The 17,520-nt window shown below is 70.7% G+C and carries 15 protein-coding genes and 1 pseudogene; 1 reads left to right on the plus strand and 15 read right to left on the minus strand.

All coding sequences use genetic code 11. The features are described from left to right. The 13 genes and pseudogenes from CJ022_RS04580 to CJ022_RS04640 all read right to left on the minus strand — a co-directional run. A partial coding sequence (locus tag CJ022_RS04580) for a hypothetical protein (protein WP_143703887.1) occupies nucleotides 1-639 on the minus strand: 639 nt, incomplete at its 3' end. Beyond that, nucleotides 629-1,264: a type II secretion system protein GspM gene (gene gspM, locus CJ022_RS04585; protein WP_458351490.1), complete on the minus strand. Its 636-nt coding sequence runs from the start codon at nucleotides 1,262-1,264 to the stop codon at nucleotides 629-631. The genes gspM and CJ022_RS04580, both read right to left, overlap by 11 nt. 52 nt (nucleotides 1,265-1,316) lie before the next feature. Continuing rightward, on the minus strand, nucleotides 1,317-2,501 hold the full coding sequence (locus tag CJ022_RS04590) for a PilN domain-containing protein (protein ID WP_101925506.1): 1,185 nt from the start codon (nucleotides 2,499-2,501) through the stop codon (nucleotides 1,317-1,319). Then, nucleotides 2,498-3,310 (minus strand): type II secretion system minor pseudopilin, encoded by an 813-nt coding sequence (locus CJ022_RS04595; RefSeq protein ID WP_101925507.1) that lies wholly within the window; start codon nucleotides 3,308-3,310, stop codon nucleotides 2,498-2,500. Before CJ022_RS04595 ends, CJ022_RS04590 begins: the two co-directional genes overlap by 4 nt. Further along, the gene (locus CJ022_RS04600; RefSeq protein ID WP_101925508.1) at nucleotides 3,307-3,957 is read right to left on the minus strand and encodes a prepilin-type N-terminal cleavage/methylation domain-containing protein; all 651 of its coding nucleotides are present in this window, start codon (nucleotides 3,955-3,957) and stop codon (nucleotides 3,307-3,309) included. Before CJ022_RS04600 ends, CJ022_RS04595 begins: the two co-directional genes overlap by 4 nt. Continuing rightward, a complete protein-coding gene (xpsI, locus tag CJ022_RS04605; protein ID WP_101925509.1) occupies nucleotides 3,954-4,406 on the minus strand; it encodes a type II secretion system protein XpsI in 453 nt (150 codons plus the stop codon). Before xpsI ends, CJ022_RS04600 begins: the two co-directional genes overlap by 4 nt. Further along, on the minus strand, nucleotides 4,403-4,879 hold the full coding sequence (gene xpsH / locus CJ022_RS04610) for a type II secretion system protein XpsH (RefSeq protein ID WP_101925510.1): 477 nt from the start codon (nucleotides 4,877-4,879) through the stop codon (nucleotides 4,403-4,405). Before xpsH ends, xpsI begins: the two co-directional genes overlap by 4 nt. A gap of 3 nt (nucleotides 4,880-4,882) precedes the next feature. Then, nucleotides 4,883-5,317, minus strand: coding sequence for a type II secretion system major pseudopilin GspG (gspG, locus tag CJ022_RS04615; protein WP_233198606.1), 435 nt, complete (start codon nucleotides 5,315-5,317; stop codon nucleotides 4,883-4,885). Nucleotides 5,318-5,372: 55 nt separating this feature from the next. Further along, nucleotides 5,373-6,543 (minus strand): annotated as a pseudogene (gene xpsF / locus CJ022_RS04620) (type II secretion system protein XpsF). Nucleotides 6,544-6,623: 80 nt separating this feature from the next. Next, the gene (locus tag CJ022_RS04625; protein WP_343125125.1) at nucleotides 6,624-7,076 is read right to left on the minus strand and encodes a GIY-YIG nuclease family protein; all 453 of its coding nucleotides are present in this window, start codon (nucleotides 7,074-7,076) and stop codon (nucleotides 6,624-6,626) included. Nucleotides 7,077-7,103: 27 nt separating this feature from the next. Further along, a complete protein-coding gene (gene gspE, locus CJ022_RS04630) occupies nucleotides 7,104-8,783 on the minus strand; it encodes a type II secretion system ATPase GspE (protein WP_425490873.1) in 1,680 nt (559 codons plus the stop codon). Nucleotides 8,784-9,040: 257 nt separating this feature from the next. Further along, a complete protein-coding gene (locus tag CJ022_RS04635) occupies nucleotides 9,041-9,676 on the minus strand; it encodes a DUF2242 domain-containing protein (RefSeq protein WP_233198607.1) in 636 nt (211 codons plus the stop codon). Between the two features lie 108 nt (nucleotides 9,677-9,784). Further along, nucleotides 9,785-10,183, minus strand: a complete 399-nt coding sequence (locus CJ022_RS04640; RefSeq protein ID WP_101925515.1) for a hypothetical protein — start codon at nucleotides 10,181-10,183, stop codon at nucleotides 9,785-9,787. Between the two features lie 206 nt (nucleotides 10,184-10,389). On the opposite strand from CJ022_RS04640, the gene CJ022_RS04645 reads away from it, so the two are divergent. Next, complete coding sequence (locus CJ022_RS04645) at nucleotides 10,390-11,751, plus strand: PQQ-dependent sugar dehydrogenase (RefSeq protein WP_101925518.1); 1,362 nt, start codon at nucleotides 10,390-10,392, stop codon at nucleotides 11,749-11,751. Nucleotides 11,752-12,343: 592 nt separating this feature from the next. On the opposite strand, the gene CJ022_RS04650 is transcribed toward CJ022_RS04645, so the two are convergent. Both CJ022_RS04650 and CJ022_RS04655 read right to left on the minus strand, forming a co-directional pair. After that, nucleotides 12,344-14,254: a S8 family peptidase gene (locus CJ022_RS04650; RefSeq protein WP_101925516.1), complete on the minus strand. Its 1,911-nt coding sequence runs from the start codon at nucleotides 14,252-14,254 to the stop codon at nucleotides 12,344-12,346. Between the two features lie 183 nt (nucleotides 14,255-14,437). Beyond that, nucleotides 14,438-17,520, minus strand: a 3,083-nt coding sequence (locus tag CJ022_RS04655) for a YadA-like family protein (RefSeq protein WP_101925517.1), incomplete at its 5' end; no start/stop codon positions are given.

The following is a 17,520-nucleotide window of genomic DNA, read 5'->3' on the forward strand; positions in this document are numbered from 1 at the left end:
GGCATTGCCCGCCGTCGCCGGTTTAGCGCGCGCGTCCGGCTGGCCGGACGGCGCCCGCGTCCGGCCTCGGGCGGCCTGCGCGCGCTCGCCGTCCTCGGTCCGCGGCGGCGACATCGGCGTCGGCGGCTGGCCACCAGTGCCGTCGAAGACGCGCAGTTCCAGCGTCCTGGGGCCTTCCGGACCGTTGAACACCACGCTGCGCGCGTCGACCGAGCCCAGCACCCAGCCGCTCGCGGCCGGGGGCGCTTCGCCGATCTTCAGCCGCACCGACTCGCCACCTTCGCTCGGCTGCAGGATCGCCATGCTGAAGTCGGGGCTGTGCAGCACGCTGGTCAGCACGAAATCGAAGCCGCCGTTGCCGCCCTCGCCTTCGTCCTGGGGATCGATGAAGAACGGATGCGGCCGGCGGTCGCTGGTGAACAGCGGGCGGCTGCCGACATCGGCGAAGGACGACAAGGGCGCCTGCGGTCCCGCTTCGGGCGCGCCGGGGCCGACGACGGCCGGCAGCGGGTCCGCGTCGGCATCCAGGCGTTCGATACGGCTCCCCAGCCCGGCCAGCGTCAGGCCCCAGACCACGAGCCCCCAACCCGCGACCGCGGCCAGCAGCCAGGTGCGCACGTTGCCGCGATCAAACGCCATCGGCGGCTCCGGTCGGTGCATCGGCGGGCGCATCCGACGCCGCGCCCGCGGACGCCGGCGGCAGCACGAAACCGTAGAGATCGAAACTCACGTCGAGGCCCCCGCTCTCGGTGCCCGGCGCCAGCGTGTGCCGCTGCGACAGGATGTTGAGGTTGTCGACAAACAGCCGCGGCGTGCCGGTTTCCAGCGCGTGCAGCACGGCGGCGAGTTCCGGATTGCCGCAGCGCAGGCGCACCTGCACGGTGGCGCGCGGGTACGGGTCGCTGCGCGAGGCCGCGAGCGGCGAGCGGTTGCTGATCGCGCAGCTGCGGTTGCCCGGGCTCGCCTCGGCGACCGCGGTTTCCAGCCGCTGCACGAGCGCGGCCGTCGCCAGTTCCACGTTCGCCTGCGGCATGAAACCGGGGACGTCGGCGAACGCGGCGCGCGCGCGCTCGAGCTCGGCACGGACCTGCGGCGCCTGCGCGAGTTCGCGGCGGATGCGCACGTCGCGCTCCTGGGTGGTCTCGATGTCGCTGGCGAGTTCGCGCATCGGCACCGTCCACCAGCCGTGCAGCAGGAGCAGATAGGCCAGGGCCAGCACGCCGGCGAGGATCGCCAGTGCCAGCCAGCGATCGCGCGCGGGCACCGGTGCGCCGGGCACGCCGGCAGCGGTCGCAGGACGCACGGCCGTGGCCGGTTTACCGGGCGCTGGCGGCACGGGCACCTCCGGTCGGGGCATCGGCCGCGACGGCCAGCTCGGCGGTCAGCGTGAAGCGGTCGGCACGCGAGCGCGGATCGTTCTGCAGCGCGCCGGCGAGCGCGGGCGAGCGCCACAGCGGCGAATCCTGCAGATAGCCGACCAGCGCCGATGCCTCGGTGCTCAGGCCGATGACGAGGATGCGGTCGCCTTCGATCGCGACCTTCTCCAGATACGTGGTGTCGGGCAGGCGCCGGCTGAGCTCGTCGAGCACCGCGACCGTGGTCGGCCGCGCGGCGCGCTGCTGGGCAAGAAAGGTCATGCCCTGGCCCAGATCGACCAGCTGCTGGCGCTGCTGCGAGGCACCGCGTGCGCGGGTCGCCTGGGCGGCGACGTCGGCGTCGAAGGCGGCCGCCGCCGCGGTGCGGTTGTCGCGCATCTGCCACAGCGCAAACGTCACGAACAGCAACGCGACCGCCGCGAGCAGCCACTGGTAGCGGCGTTGCGGATCCTCGCGCCGCTGGCGCCGGGCATCGTCGATCAGGTTGACGCCGAGCGGCGCGATCGCGCCCGGCGCGTCGTCGGCCGCGAGATCCACGCCGGCCAGGGTCGCGCCCAGCGGGCCCAGCGCAGCGACCGCCGCGTCGATCGTCGCGCGCGGCACGACGACCAGCTCGACATCGAGCCGGCCATCGCCACGGCGGGCGATCACGCGATGGTCGTGGCGCACGTCGGCGGCGGCGAAAGGGGTCTGGCGGTCGATCTCGAACCGCAGGATGTCGTGCAGCCGGTCGCCGGCGGCTTCGGGCAGGGTCAGCGTGCGGCGCAGGCCGGCGCGCGCGGGCAGCAGCAGCCAGCGCGGCGTGCGGGCGACGCGGCCGGTCAGCAGCGGCACCAGCGGATCGCCGTCGACATCGAGCAACGGCGCCATCGGTACGGTCGCGAGCGCCTGGCTGCCTTCGCTGTCGTGCAGGGTCAGCGCCAGCTGTCCGCTCTGCGCCTCGACCAGCAGGCGCCGGCCGATCAGGCCGAACAGCTCGCGCACGCGACGCGGCAGCCACGCGGCCAGCGCCGCGCCCCACCACGCGAGGAAGCTCCGCGTGCGTGCGAACACGCGGCCATCGAGCCGCCAGGCTCGGCGGCCGGGGGCGTCGTCGCTCGGCGATGCGGGTGCTGCGGACATCATCGTGGTGACGCTCCCTCTTCCCAACGAAGCACACTGTAGGCGCTGCCCGGCACCGCCCCCGCACCGGTCCTGACCACGGCCCGCAACGTCGAAACACGACCGTCGCCGAGCCGCGCGCGGCTGTCGATACTATACGTGCCGCTGCCGCCGCCCAGCAGCGCCTCGGCCAGCAGCGCACCCGTCGCCTGGCGGGCCGCGAGAATGGGGTCCGCGTCGACGCCCATCGCCTGCAACACCTCCGCCGACGCGAATTGCTGGTCGGGAACCGGCAGGCGCGAGTGCACCGTCACGTGCGGCGCCACCGCCGAGTAGATCGCCGGTGTCATGCCCAGCACCTGCTCCAGTTCGCCGATGCTCTCGAACGGTGCGTCCTTGGCGCCGTAGGGCCGGCCGGCGGCGGCGTAGTCGGCGTCCTCCGCGCCGCCCACCGGTTGGGTGAGGGCATCGCCGTCGCGCCAGTCGACGATCGCGCCGGCGAGTGCGTCCGCCGTGCCAGGCTCGGCGCCGACGAGCCGCAGCAACGCGCCCAGCAGCACGGCGTCGGCAGCGTTGAGGTCGACCTTGCCGGTCTCGTCGACGATGCGGACCTCGATCTGGGCCTCGTGGAAACGCCACGGATACGGGCGGCCGTCGGGCTGCCAGCGCAGCGCCGGGTCGTCGAGCGCAAGCCGCGACATCGCGTATTCCAGGCCGGCGCGCGCGGCCTGGTCGGCGACCACGGCCCGGCTGAGCAACGCGCCGACCAGCGCGGCCAGCAGCGTGATCAGCCACAGCACCAGTAGCAGCGCGGCGCCGCGCGTGCGCGTCATGGCGCGGGGCCCGGGTCGGCCGGCGGCGGCTGGCCGGTGCCCTGCGGCAACGCGATCAGCAGCGGCGGCCAGGTGCCGCCACTTTCGCTGGCGATCTGGATCGACACCTGCAGCGGCAGCGTCATCGACGGCCCCCACCGGTCCTGCCACTCGCCGAGCTCGCCGTTGCCGTCGAACCCGCGGTAGCGCAGGCGCAGCTCGGTCAGGTCGTCGACCAGCGGCTCGGGGGGGCGCGGCTCGGGCAGGGCGATGGTCTCACCCGCCAGCACCATCGCGAAGGCGACCGTCAGGCGCGACGGCGCGCCGTCGTCGTCGATCGCCACATCGTGCAGATGCGGTCCCCCGCGCCCCAGATAGTTGGGCAGGTCGGCGACGAAACGCAGGCGTTGCGGCTCGCCGATAAAGCGCACCGCCTCGCCGGTGACTGGATCGGCCTGGAAGCCGACCGGCGCGGCCGATGCGATGCGCCGGCGCAGGAATCCTTCGACGGCGCGCATGCGCTCGCTGCGTTCGGCCAGCTGTTCGCCGCGCTGCACCGTGGTCGTCGCGGCGCGCAGCGTGGTCAGCGCCAGCGCCAGCCCGGCGGCGAGCAACACCGTCGCCAGCAGGACTTCGATCAGGGTGAAGCCGCGCGCGGACCGGATCATGGGCCCGTCACGATCGCGGCAGTCTGCGGATCGCGCAGTCGCAGGCTGTCGATGCGCAGGCGCTCGCGCGGCCCGCCCGCGCCCCATTCGACGCCGAGCGTCAGCGCCATCAGCTGCGTCGCGCTGCTGTCGACCGGCTGCGGGGCGACTGCTGCCGCGGGATCGGCGCCCGCGTCGTCGTAGGGCGCGATCGCCAGCGTCCAGCGATAGCGGCCGTCTTCGAACGTGCCCGTCCGCTGGCCCGCATCGAGTGGCAGGTCAATACCGACCTGGTCGAGCAGCGATTGCGCGTGCAGCGCCGCGCGGCCGGAATCCGCGGCCCAGCGCACCTGGCGCGTGCCGTTCGACAGCGTGCCCAGCAGCAGCGTCAACGCCAGGCCCAGCACCGCGAATGCGACGATGACTTCGATCAGGGTGTAGCCGCGCTGGCGCGCCGATGCGGGCCTCATCGCGAGGCCTCGGCCGCGCGCGTCAGTCGCACCTCGCCGGTCAACCAGGCGACATCGATCTGCCACGCGGCGGTGCGGTATTCGATGCGGAGTCGGCCGCCGGTCGCCGCGCCATCGGCGAAGAACACGACGGCGCCCTCGCCGGCGCTGGGCTGCACTTCGCGCGCACCGGTGAAGACGATCTCGAGCTGCTCGGGAATCGTGCCCTGCCGCGCGTTCGGCGCCCGCCAGGTCCGCGCCGCGGGATCGATCGTGAAACGCTGCGGCACGCCGGTGCTGATCGCCTGCGCCCGGGTGTAGCGCAACTGCGCGGCGAGTTCCTTCGACGTCGACTGCAGCGCGATGCGGTCGAAGCCGCCGCTCATCGCCGCGGCCGCGAGCACGCCGGTCACCGCGATCAGGCCGACGACCAGCAGCACTTCGAGCAGCGAGAAGCCGCGGGGTCGACGGAGATGACGACGACCCGCGTGCATCGTTTACTCGTAACGGATGTCGGCGTCGACGCTCTCGCCGCCCGGCTCGCGGTCCGCGCCGAAGCTGACGATCTCGAACGGCTGGCTGTCGCCCGGCGCGCGGAATTCGTAGGCGGTGTTCCACGGATCCTTGAGTTCGGCTTCCTTCGCGTACGGGCCGAGCCAGCCGCCGGCATCGCCGGGCTGTGCGACGAGATCGTTCAGAGCGGCAGGCAGCCGCCCGGTGTCCATCTCGAACTGGTGGACCTTTTCGGCCAGCGTCTGCACCTGCGCCTTGGCGAGGTTCACGCGCGCGCGGTCGCCGCCGCCGAGAATGCGGGTCGCGGCGAACGCGACGATGCCGCCGATCAGCACGACGACGAGGATGATCTCGATCAGGCTGAAGCCCGACTGGGCGTTCGCGCGACGGATGCCGCGTCGGTTGCGTGTTGCTGTCATCGCAGGCTGCCTCGTAGGAAGGAGTGTCCGCATTGTATGCCCCGGCCCGGTGAACCTAGCCGATGACGCTGGTCAGGTCGTAGATCGGCACGAGCACCGCGAGGATCACGACCATCACCACCAGCGCGAGCAGCATCGTGATCGCCGGCACCAGCGCCGCCAACAGGCGGTCCAGCGACTGCCCGGTCTGCTGCTCGAAGGTGTCCGCGGTCTTGAGCAGCATCGCGTCGAGCGCGCCGGATTCCTCGCCGACCTGGATCATCTGCATCGCCAGACGCGGAAACCGCTTGCCGCGGCCCAGCGCCGTCGACAGGGCCACGCCGTTCTTGACCTCGGTCGCGGCGGTGTCGACGTCGTCCGCCAGCGCGAGGTTGCCGAGCACGTTGCGGCCGATGCCCAGCGCGCCGATCAGCGGCACGCCGTTGCGCAACAGCGTGCCGAGCGTGCGCGCGAGCCGCGCGGTTTCGATGCGCGCGACCAGCGGGCCGGCGAAACGGCGCTGCAGCAACCAGCCGTCGAAACGCGCGCGGAACTTCGCGTCCTGCAGCTTCAGCCAGAACGCGTACGCGGCGAGCACCGGCACCACCAGCAGCAGGATCCACCAGTCGCGCACGAACTCGCCCGCACCCAGCACGATCCTGGTGAACACCGGCAGTTCCGCATCGAGGCTCTCATACATCGCCGCGAACTGCGGTACCACGTAGCCGAGCAGGAACAGCAGCGACGCGCCGACCATGACGATGAGGATCGCCGGATAGATCAGCGCATTGACGACGCGGCCGCGCAGAGCGCGCGACCGCTCCAGATAGTCGGCCAGCCGTTGCAGCGTTTCTTCGAGACTGCCGCCGGCCTCGCCGGCCCGCACCATGTTGATGTACAGCCGCGAGAACGTGCCGTGCTGGCGTTCGAGCGCCGTCGACAGCGGACTGCCGCTGCGCACTGCATCGCGGATCTCGGGTCAGCGCACGGTCCAGCGGCTGGCCGGCATTGAGCAGCGTCGCCAGCTGCTGGGTGAACTGCACCAGCCGCTGGCCGGAGAACGGACGCGCCTTCAGCAGCGTCTTCCAGTCGTCCACACCCCGCGCCTCGCTCGCCAGCCGCGTCTCGACCGGCAGGTGCCCCTGCTCCTGCAGGCGCAACGCGACCTCCGTCTCGCTGGCGGCGTCCATGGTGCCGCCGAGCGACTCGCCGCGGGCATTGATGGCTTTGTAGCGGTAGAGGGTCATGGAATTCGAGTTAGCCGTATGTGGAACTTTACGTCCTTGGATTCCCGCCTGCGCGGGAATGACGATACCGGTTGCTGCCGTCATTCCCGCGCAGGCGGGAATCCATGGACGTTGGCGTTCGGCACCTGCTCCGTGATGTCGGGCCATAAATCACGCCACGACGGATTCATCTCATCGATCAATCTCGTCTTCCATGCTCGATTCCATTTCTTGATCCGCTTCTCACGCAGGATTGCCGACTCCATCCTCTCGTGCAGCTCGAACCAGACTAGATAATGGACGTCGTAGCGCGCACTGAAGCCGTCTATCGCGGATGTTCGATGCTGCCAGACTCGCTGCACCAGATTCGATGTGACGCCGAGATACAAGGTGCCGTTGCGATCGCTTGCAAGCAGATAGACGCATGGCTGCCTGTCCATGATTCGTGGTTCCTTCCTTGAGGTGCGGCCGATCAGCCGATGAATCTGCAAGGTCCGCAAAAGACTCGTCGTTCCCGCGGAGGCGGGGCTGCAAACAGTCGGCCGATTGTTCATCCAGCGACTTTCGTGTCGGCGCTCCCGTCACGCATCTTCCGTCACCCGCAGCACTTCCTCGATCGTCGTATGGCCCGCCAGCGCCTTGCGGATGCCGTCTTCGTACATCGTGCGCATGCCGGACTGGCGCGCGAGGTCTTCGAGTTCGCCCATGCCGGCATGCCGCATGACCGCGCGTCGCAGCTCGTCGTTCATGACCAGGAATTCGAGGATCGTCGTGCGGCCGAGATAACCGGTCGGCGCGATCGCCGACGGACCCGGGCGGTACAGCAGGATCTCGCCCTCGGGCTGGAACCGGCGCAGATCGAACCGCGCGATTTCCTCCGGGGAAGCCGGATAACGCTGCGCGTGCGTCGGTTCCAGCTTGCGCACGAGCCGCTGGGCGAGGATGCCGTTGACCGTCGACGTCAGCAGGTAGTCCTCGACGCCCATGTCGAGCATGCGGGTGATGCCGCCCGCGGCGTTGTTGGTGTGCAGCGTGCTCAGCACCAGGTGGCCGGTCAGCGCGGACTGGATCGCGATGCGCGCGGTCTCCAGGTCGCGCATTTCGCCGATCATGATGATGTCCGGATCCTGGCGCACGATGCTGCGCAGCGCGTGCGCGAAATCGAGCCCGATCTGCGGCTTGGCCTGGATCTGGTTGATGCCCTCGATCTGGTATTCGACCGGATCCTCGACGGTGATGATCTTGACGTCCGGCGTGTTGAGCTGCGACAGCGCGGTGTAGAGCTTGGTGGTCTCGGCCGCGCCGGTGGGGCCCGTCACCAGCAGGATGCCGTGCGGCTGCTCCAGCACCTTGCGGAACTGCGGCAGGAATTCGTCGGTGAAACCGAGCTTGTAGAAATCGAAGACCACGGTCTCGCGGTCGAGCAGGCGCATCACCACGCTTTCGCCGTGCGCGGTCGGCATCGTCGACACGCGCAGGTCGAGCTCCTTGCCCTGGACGCGCAGCATGATGCGGCCGTCCTGCGGCAACCGGCGCTCGGCGATGTTGAGCCGCGCCATGATCTTGATGCGGCTGATCACCGCCGCGGTCAGGTTCACCGGCGGGCTTTCGCCATCGATCAGCACGCCGTCGACGCGATAGCGCACTTTCAGCCGGCTCTCGAAGGGTTCGATATGGATGTCGGACGCGCGCAGCTCGACGGCGCGCTGGATCACCAGGTTCACCAGCCGGATCACCGGTGCTTCCGAGGCGAGATCGCGCAGGTGCTCGACATCGTCGACATCGCCTCCGCTGTCGCCATCGGCGGACTCGACGATCGTGCCCATCGCGCTGCGGCCCTGGCCGTACCAGCGTTCGATCAGATCGTCGATTTCCGAGCGCAGACCGACGACCGGCGCGATCTCGCAGCCCGTCGCCAGTCGCACCGCATCGTGCGCATAGGGATCGGCGGGATCCGCCATCCACAGCAGCAGCCGGCCGCGCGATTCGCCGATCGGGCACAGATGGAACTGGCGCAGGAACCGCACCGACAACGGCTGCGCACCATCGACCAGCTCCGGTGGATCGTCGGGAATCGATTTGCCCGCGCGCAGCGGCAGGCCCAGCACCTGCGCGCAGGCTTCGGCGTGGTCGCGTTCGGACACCAGGCCCAGCCGGCCGAGCAAGGTGAGCAGGCTGCCGCCGGCTTCGGCATGCAGCCGCTGCGCCCGCGCCAGGTCCACTTCCTTCAGCCGGCCCTGGTCGCGCAGATGGGCGACGATGCCGGCGTCCGCGGGATCGACCGGACCGGATTCCTCGAGCACCGCATTCACGTCGTTGCCGCTCCACGCCTGTCGACCGGAGCCCGACTTTAGCAGTTAGCGCGCCACGGTCGCGGCGGGCAACTCGCAGGATCGACGTCTACTCCGCGCACGATGTTTCCGGTGTGGCCACAGGGCACGGATGCGCGATGGAATACGGCCGACGCCCGGCGCGACGGATGTCGGCCATCGGGCGCATGCCCTCAGGCGTCGGGCCCTCAGCGCGGCAGGGTCTCGCGCGTCGCGGCGCCCTCGTCCTGCAGATCGGTCGGCGGCGGGTCTTCTTCCTCGTCGAGTGGCGGCACCGGCAGCGTGTACCGCTTCTGCCGCTCCTCGCGCGTGGGCACGTAGTAGCCGACGCGCTCGAAGAAGCGGCGATAGAAGCCCTTGTCCTGCACGGTGCTGCTGGCGGTGCGGACCAGCGAGTCCTCGCTGCTGCCGATCGGCAGCGACAGCGACCCGAGCGCGCCGACGCCCACGCTCGCCGAGTTCGAACTCTTGCGCAGCACGTAGCGGTCCAGCAGCGCGCTGACGAACAGCAGCGTGCGGTCGCCGCCACGCGCGACGCACGAGACCCGCACCGCGAGCTGGGTGTGGACTTCGTCCTCGGGCTGGAAGTTCTTGACCGCCTCGACCGCGTCGTCGTCGGCCTTGCCGACCGCGTAACCCTGGCCCAGCAGCGCAAGCCGGGCGGCGCCGCAGACCTGGGCCGCGGGCAGTTCGTAGATCCGCGAATACGTGTCGTCGGAATCGAAGGCCTCGCCCATGAACGGCGCGTCCTCGCGGGCGTTGCGGCCGCAGGCCGTGAGCAGCAGGACGCTCGACAGCGCGAAAACGGGCAGGAAACGGGACATGCGCATGGCGACGGGGAGCGAACGGAGTCGCGTCATGATAGCGGCGCCGGTGCTTCGACCTGAACGCGCACGCGTGCGGCGACGGCCGCCGGTTCATGCGGCAGCGGGCTAGTGCGGGGCACCCGTCGGCTGGTTGCGGGTCTGGCGTTCGCTCTCCAGCCATGCGAGATGCTCGTCGAGCGTGTGCCCCGCCTCGCTGGCCTCGGCTGTCGCCGCGGTCTGCAGTGTCGTCGTCATCGCCAGTTCGGTGCGCACGCCGGCGCGGGCCTGCACTGCGGCCGTGTGGTGGAGCATGGCGAGGACCATGGCCGCGCTGTCGGTCGTCGCGACCACCTGACCGGCGAGCAACAGCGACCACTCGGCATCCTGCAAGGCCGCCCCGGCGATGACCTGGCCTGCCGGATCGCGCAGCTGCGCATGCACGCGCGCCGCCGTGGCGGCGCGGAACGGGCGGCGCGGCATGCTCTTGCGACGCGTGTCGCGGCGGGGTTTCGACAGCTTCGACATGAGGCAACGGGATCGACGGCGCAGGGCGGCACCGGGGCCAGTATCCCAGATGACGCAAGGGCGATGCGCTGACTTCCCCGTCACGGAGCCGCTGCTGCAATGCGGCTCCGCTCCCGCTCCGGACTCCCGCCATGACCCGTCCCCTGTCGACGCCGCGCCGGGTGCTGCCCGCCGTCGCCCTGCTGACCCTCGCCCTGTCCGGCTGCATGAGCAGCGACGACCCCCCGGTCGGCGACAGCACGCGCACCACCGGCCAGGCCGACCAGACCGACAGCGCCGTCGCGGCCGAGGGCGAGTACGCGATCGGCACCGGCCCCAACCCCACCCTGCCCACGCCCGACAGCGCCGCGGTGCCGGTAGTGGAAATCGCGCCGGCCGTCGGCTGGCCGCAGGACGGACAGCCGACACCGGCAGACGGCTTCGCGGTGACCGCATTCGCGCGCGATCTCGACCATCCGCGCACCGTGCTCGTGCTGCCCAATGGCGATGTGCTGGTGGCCGAAGCGAACAAACCGGAAACCGAGGCCACGCCGGGACCGAAGCAGCTCGCGATGGGCGCCGTGCAGAAGCGTGCGGGCGCGGGCGTGCCGAGCGCGGACCGCATCACCCTGCTGCGCGATGTCGACGGCGACGGCATCGCCGAGGAGCGCCATGTCTTTCTCACCGGGCTGTCCTCGCCGTACGGCATGGCGCTGGTCGGCCGCACGCTGTACGTCGCCAACGCCGATGCGCTGGTCAAGGTGCCCTACACCACGGGCGCGACCTCGATCGGCGCAACACCCGAAAAGGTCGCCGACCTGCCCGCCGGCCGCAACCACCACTGGACCAAGGCGCTGGTCGCCAGCCGCGACGGCAGCAAGCTGTTCGTCGGCGTCGGCTCCAACAGCAACATCGCCGAGAACGGGATGGAGGAAGAAGTGAACCGCGCCGCCGTGCTCGAGGTCGACGCGGCGACGGGCGCGGTCCGCAACTTCGCTTCGGGCCTGCGCAATCCGACTGCGCTGGCGCTGCACCCGGAAGGCAATTCGCTGTGGGCCGTAGTCAACGAGCGCGACGAGATCGGCAACGACCTCGTGCCCGATTACCTGACCTCGGTGCGCGACGGCGCCTTCTACGGCTGGCCCTACAGCTACTTCGGCCAGAACGTGGACACGCGCGTCGAGCCGCAGGATCCGGCACTGGTGGCGAAGGCCATCAAGCCCGACTACGGCCTGGGGTCGCACGTCGCGCCGCTTGGCTTGGCGTTCTATCGCGGCGACGCCCTGCCCGCGCGTTACAACAACGGCGCCTTCGTCGGCCTGCACGGGTCGTGGAACCGCAAGCCCAAGGTCGGCTATTCGGTGGTGTTCGTGCCGTTCTCGGGTGCGACGCCGTCGGGCCCGATCGAGACCGTGCTCGGCGGCTTCGTCAACGACGACGGCGATGCGCAGGGCCGGCCGGTCGGGGTCGCGATCGACACGCGTGGCGGCGTGCTGGTCGCCGACGACGTGGGCAACGCGATCTGGCGCCTGACCGCAGCGGATGCGCCGGCGCCGGCAGCACCCGCCGCCGCTGCGTCCGCCCCGTAACCGCGGCGGTTTGCCGGGCTGTCGCTCGCGTCCGCACTGATGTCGACTTACAGTTCCGCGACAACGGTGTCCGGGAACAGGTGCCATAGCCCCCCGGGAAGCGCCCACGCGCCTGGTGCCGCGTCTACGGGCTGACGTCGCGCAAGCACGTTGTTCGAGCCCCAACACGCGGGTCGCATCGCAGCGCGAGAGACGATTTTTATCGTAGTCGGCAAGCGCAGGCGGCCGTCTAGGTCAGCGCGCCAGGCGATCGACGGCTGACATGCCGTCGACGCGATCGTCGTCGGTCCGGATCCATCGCGTACGTTCGCCGACCGCGGCGTACGCGGCATGATCGGCGCCGATCAGACGCGAACCATCGGAAGACATCCACGCCGCGATCGAACGATCCGCGCATCACGCTCATCGCATCCGAATGCAGGCGGACAGAAGGTCGCCGCTCGAACACGCACAGCCGTCTCCCCGGATGCGTCGCGAACGATTCCACGACCCAAAAAAAGGACCGGCGGATGCTCTGGGCACCCGCCGGTCCGGTTACTCGCGTCTGCAGCACATCAACCGGCCCCGCGGCATGCGGGGCCGGCCTCGGACATCAGACCGCCGGCGGCGTGAAACGCGCCTGCAGCGTGACGTTCGAGTAGGCCCGCACACCGGCCAGCTTGATGTAGTACACGCCCGCAGCCGGCGCATTGATGCGGATGGTTTCCGCATTGCCCGGACGCGTCGAGTTCCACGTGCCGCTGTCGGTCGGCGCTTCGTCGAGGCTGACATGCAGCGACACGTCGCCACTGCCACCGCTGGTGGTGATGCTCAGCGGACCGGTGACGCCGGCGGGCACTTCGATGCTGTACAGCGTTTCGCTGCCGGCAGCCCCGCCGAGCGAACGCACCGGCGACATGTTGACGATCGGCGTCGCCGGCGGGGCGCAGTCGACCTCGCAAGGCGGTTCGATCGCCGCGAGCACGGCAGCGCCGGCGTTGGCGATACCCGGACCGATCTCGCGGCCCGACACCGGTGCGACAGCGAACGGCGTGGCCGAGGCCTGCAGCTTCTCCAGCACTTCGTCCGGCGTCAGCAGCGGCAGGTCCGCAGCGAGACGCGCGCTCTGCATCAACGCGACGATACCGGCCACATGCGGCGACGCCTGCGAGGTACCCGCCGAGCCGCCCGTCGGCACCGTGGTGAAGTCCTCCAACGGCAACGGCGTCGTGGTGCTCGGGTTGCGCGCCTGCCAGATGAAGCCGTCGTCGATCTGCGTGCCGCTGCTGCCATCGTTCGCATACACGCCGCCACCTGGCGCCGAGATGTCAATGTTGACGCCGTAGTTGGAGTAGTACGCGCGGCGGCTGGTGACGCCATTCGATGCGACGGCGATCGCCCCCGGGCAGTTCGCCGGGGAGAAGCCGTCGACATTGGCGTTGCTGTTGCCGGCGGCGATGACGACGACGGCGCCCAGGGCGTTGGCCTGCGCGATCGCATCGGCTTCGGCCGTGGAACAGGCGCCAGTGCCGCCGAGGCTGAGGTTGATGACGTGCGCGGGGTTCTCGTTCGCGGGCACGCCCGGCACGTCACCGCCCGCGGCCCAGACGATCGCATCGCTGATGTCGGAGTCGTAACCGCCGCAATGGCCGAGCACGCGCACCGGCAGGTGCTTCGCGCCATAGGCAACGCCGGTCACGGCCACGCCATTGTCGGTGCGCTGCGCGCCCGCGGTGCCGGCGACGTGCGTGCCGTGCCAGGAGCTGTTGCGCTGCTGGCAGGTTTCCGCACCCGGATAGCCGATCGTCCAGTCGCCCAGATCCCAGCCGCCCGGCACGCGCTCGTCGGTGTCGCGTCCCGACACGAACGCGTCGGAGATGAAGTCGTAGCCGGCGTCGCCGAGCGAGCTGTCGATGTCCGGATGTTCGGTGATGCCGGTGTCGAGCACCGCGATCGTGATGCCCTCGCCGTCGGAGAGATCCCAACCGGCCGGCGCGTCGATGCCGCCGCGGTTCGGGCCGCCGTCGAAGGTGTCGCTGCCGTCCGGCGCGTACATGTGCCACTGCCAGTCGATGTTCGGATCGTTCGGGATGTAGGCCGGCTGCACCGGCAATGCCGCGATCTGGCGCAGGCGGTCGGGCTGCACCGACTTCACGTTCGGATCGGCCGCGATCTGGCGCATCAGCGCGGCCGCTTCGATGCGGTCGACGCCGCGCGACAGGCGGACCAGCTGGTGGCCGGTCGCCAGTTCGCGGACGTAGCTCGCACTCGCCCCGCGCGCGCCCTTGGTCAGGCCCGAGCGCGCGAGCGCGGTGTTGACGCCGGAGACGACGGCGGTGCGATCGCGCGTGCCGTTCTTGTACTCGACGATGAAGCGCGTGATCGGCTGGCTGTCGCTGGCGACGGCGGACGGCGGCGCGTCAGTACCGACCTTGCGTGCCTTGCCCGCTGCCTCGACGGTGCCGATCGACAGGATGGCGGTCACCGCCACAGCCAGCGTGCATGGAATGATGCCCTTCTTCATTTGAAAGCCTCTCTACAGGAGTGATGGACCACAGTGACCACGTCCACAGGCGGCACCCGGATGGGCCCGCACGCAACGCTTCACGCTCTTTGAACCCGGACACCGGCCGCACGCGGCCGCCGTCCCTGGATTTCCGCCGCGATGACGACGACCCGGCCGCGAGGACCGGGCACCGCAGACCGCTTACCACCCGAAGCCGGCACCGACGCCCACCGACTTCTCGTCGCCGCTCAACGCACCACCGATCGTCAACGTGGCGCGATCGCTCATCGCACGCTGGTAACCGACCGACAGCGCGCTCTCGCCACCCTGGAACCCGACGCCGACGCCGACCCGGTTCTGGGTGCGGATGCCCGCGGCGCTGGTCGCCATGTTGAGCATCGCCGCGCCCATCGCACCCTGGCGGTCGATGCGACGGTCGGTGTCGTAGAACCGGCGATCGACGTCGCCCTTGAACGATTCGAAGCTGTCGTCCCAGGTCGCGAACTTCTGGTCGGTGTAGGCATTGGCACTGCTCAGCGTCTGCGTCGCCGTCGTGTCGGTATAGGTATTGGCCTCCGCCGACGCGGCCTGCACCTGGGCCACGTTCGCGGCATCAGTGGCCTGGGTGCCGGCGGCGACGTTCGTGACCTGGCGCTCGTTGCCGGCACTTCCCACCGAGACCGTGTCGGCGCGGTCGGCGACCGAACCCTGGCCCAGCGCGACGGCGCCTTCGGCGGTGACCGTAGCCCCCTGACCGACCGCGGTGCCCGACGCCGCAGTGACCGACGTGCCCTCACCGACCGCCACCGCGTTCGTCGCGGTCGCGCTGATGGTCGCGTTCGCACCGACCGCGGTGCTGCCATCCGCATCGACGCGCGCGTTGCCGCCGATCGCCGTGTCGTTGGGACCGTGCGCGTAGGCGTTGCCGCCCATCGCCACGCCGTTGTCGCCATTGGCCCGTGCATCCGAACCGACCGCCACCGCGTTGGTGTTCTCACCGACGACCGCAGGCGCATCGCCACCCGAGGCGACTTCCGGTTCCGCCTCGGCGCGAGGACCGGCACTCGGCCGCGTCGCCGACTTCGTCTCGATCCCGGCCAGGCGCTTGTCAAGCGTGCTGATCTGCGTATCCAGCGCGCCCATCGCATCGGCCACGTTGTAGTAGTTGCTGCCCTGGATCGCGTAGGTCGGCTTCGTCAGCGTGCCGAACGCGGTGACCGTCGCGCCGCCACCGAGCATCGACGCCGTGCTGGCCATGGCGCCGTGCAGCTGGGCGCCGTTGAGCGCGTCCGTGCTGCCGGTCGCGACGCTGCCCGCGGCGACGTTGCGCAGCCGCGTGCCGTTGGCGCCGTCCAGACGCAGCGAGCTCTTGCTCGCGTCGTCGTAGACCACCGCGTTCTCGGACAGCGAGCCCAGGCCTTCGGCGACCGAATTCAACTGACCGACGTTGACGGCATCGTTGTCTTGGGTGCCGGCCGCGACGTTGGTGATCTGCCGCTGTGTCGGCTCGTGGGTCACGCCGTACTCGTCCGTCCACGCCTGCGCCGCGCCGACCGAGATCGTGTTGGCGCGATCCGAACGCGAACCCGCGCCAAGGGCCACGCTGTCCGCCGCTTCGGCGTAGGCATTGGCGCCGAGGGCGAGCGCGTCGTCGGCGCCGCGGCCGACGTTGGCCCGCATGCCCAGCGCGACGCCGTTGTCGGCGAGGCTCAGCGTGCCGCGGCCGAGGGCGACGGCATTGACGCCATCGGCCAGGCTGGTGGCACCGATCGCGATCGCGTAGTCCTGGGTGCTCAACGCGCCCCGGCCCATCGCGACTGCGCTGACGCCGCTGGCCCAGGTGTCCATGCCGACCGCGGTCGCGCCGGCCGTATCGGCCCATGCGCCGTAGCCGAAGGCCGAGGCGTTGGTCGCCGTGGCCCAGGCCGAGGTGCCGAACGCGGTCGCACCGTTCGCGGTCGCCCAGGCATAGGCGCCGGTCGCGGTGGCGTCACCACCGCTGGCCCAGGCGTTGCTGCCGATCGCCGTGCTCCAGGTACCGGTCGCACGCGCCTTCATGCCGCTGGCGACGCTGTCGTTGCCCAGCGCCTGCGCGCCACTGCCGAACGCGGATGCGTTCTCGCCCGTGGCCAGTGCGCCGGAGCCCACGGCGGTGCCGTTGCGCTCGGCCTGCGTGGACACCAGCACCGGCGCACCGTCTTCATCGACGATCGGGGTGTTGTACTGGTCGTAGGCCTGACCGAGACCGCCGACCGCGACCGCGCCTTCCGCATTCGCCGCGCTGTTGTAGCCCACCGCGACCGCGTACTGCGCGGTCGCCGATGCGCCGCTGCCGATCGCGGACGCGCCCGTGCCGTAGGCGGTGCTGGAGGCGCCGATGGCCGTGGCGTAATCGCCGTCGGTCAGCGCGTTCGCACCCGCGGCCGTGGCGTCCTCGCCCTGCACGTAGGCCTCGCCATCGCCTGTCGCGCGGAAGTAGCGCCCCGTCAGCAGCGCGCCGTCCGCGGCGGCGTTGAGCTGGTCCACGTTCACCGCGTCGGTGCCCTCGGTGCCGGCCGCGACGTTGGTGATCTGACGCTCGCTACCGACATCGCCGACCGACACCGTGTCGTCGCGATCGGCGAACGAGCCCTGGCCCAGCGCCACGCTGCCGGCGCCGGTGGCGAGCGCATCGGAACCCAGCACCGTGCTGTCGTCGCCGAGCGCGGTCGCCGCGTTGCCGACCACCGTGCTGTTGAAACCGGCTGCATAGGCCTCGCCGCCGATCGCGGTCGAGAAGTCGCCCGCCGCCTCGGTCCCGAACAGCGTCGCGCCGCCGAGCGCCACCGCATTGATGCCGCTGGCGATGCTGCCCTGGCCGACCGCCGTGCTCGAGGTGCCGGAGGCCGCGCTGTCGGAACCGACCGCCAGGCTGCTTGAGCCCGACGCCGCGCTCGCGTTGCCGACCGACGTGCTGTTGAAGCCCGATGCCGCCGCATTTCCGCCCACGGCCGTGGTGTAGTCCTCGCTCGCGCTCGCGCCGAAGCCGAAGGCCGCGCCCTGCGCACCGCTGGCGACGCTCTCGGCGCCGACCGCGGTTGCCGCGTCGCCCGACGCATCGGCCAGATAGCCGACTGCCGCGGCTTCGGTGCCCGAGGCATTGGCCTGTGCACCGGCCGCCACGCTGCCATCGCCATCGGCGGTGGCCGCGGCACCGGCTGCCAGTGCCTCCTCGCCGTTGGCGGCTGCGTTGTAGCCCACTGCGGTTGCATTCGTCGCCAGCGCGAACGCGCCGCTGCCGAAGG

The sequence above is a fragment of the Luteimonas rhizosphaerae genome (genome assembly GCF_002849595.1).
Classification (GTDB): Bacteria; Pseudomonadota; Gammaproteobacteria; order Xanthomonadales; family Xanthomonadaceae; genus Luteimonas; species Luteimonas cellulosilyticus.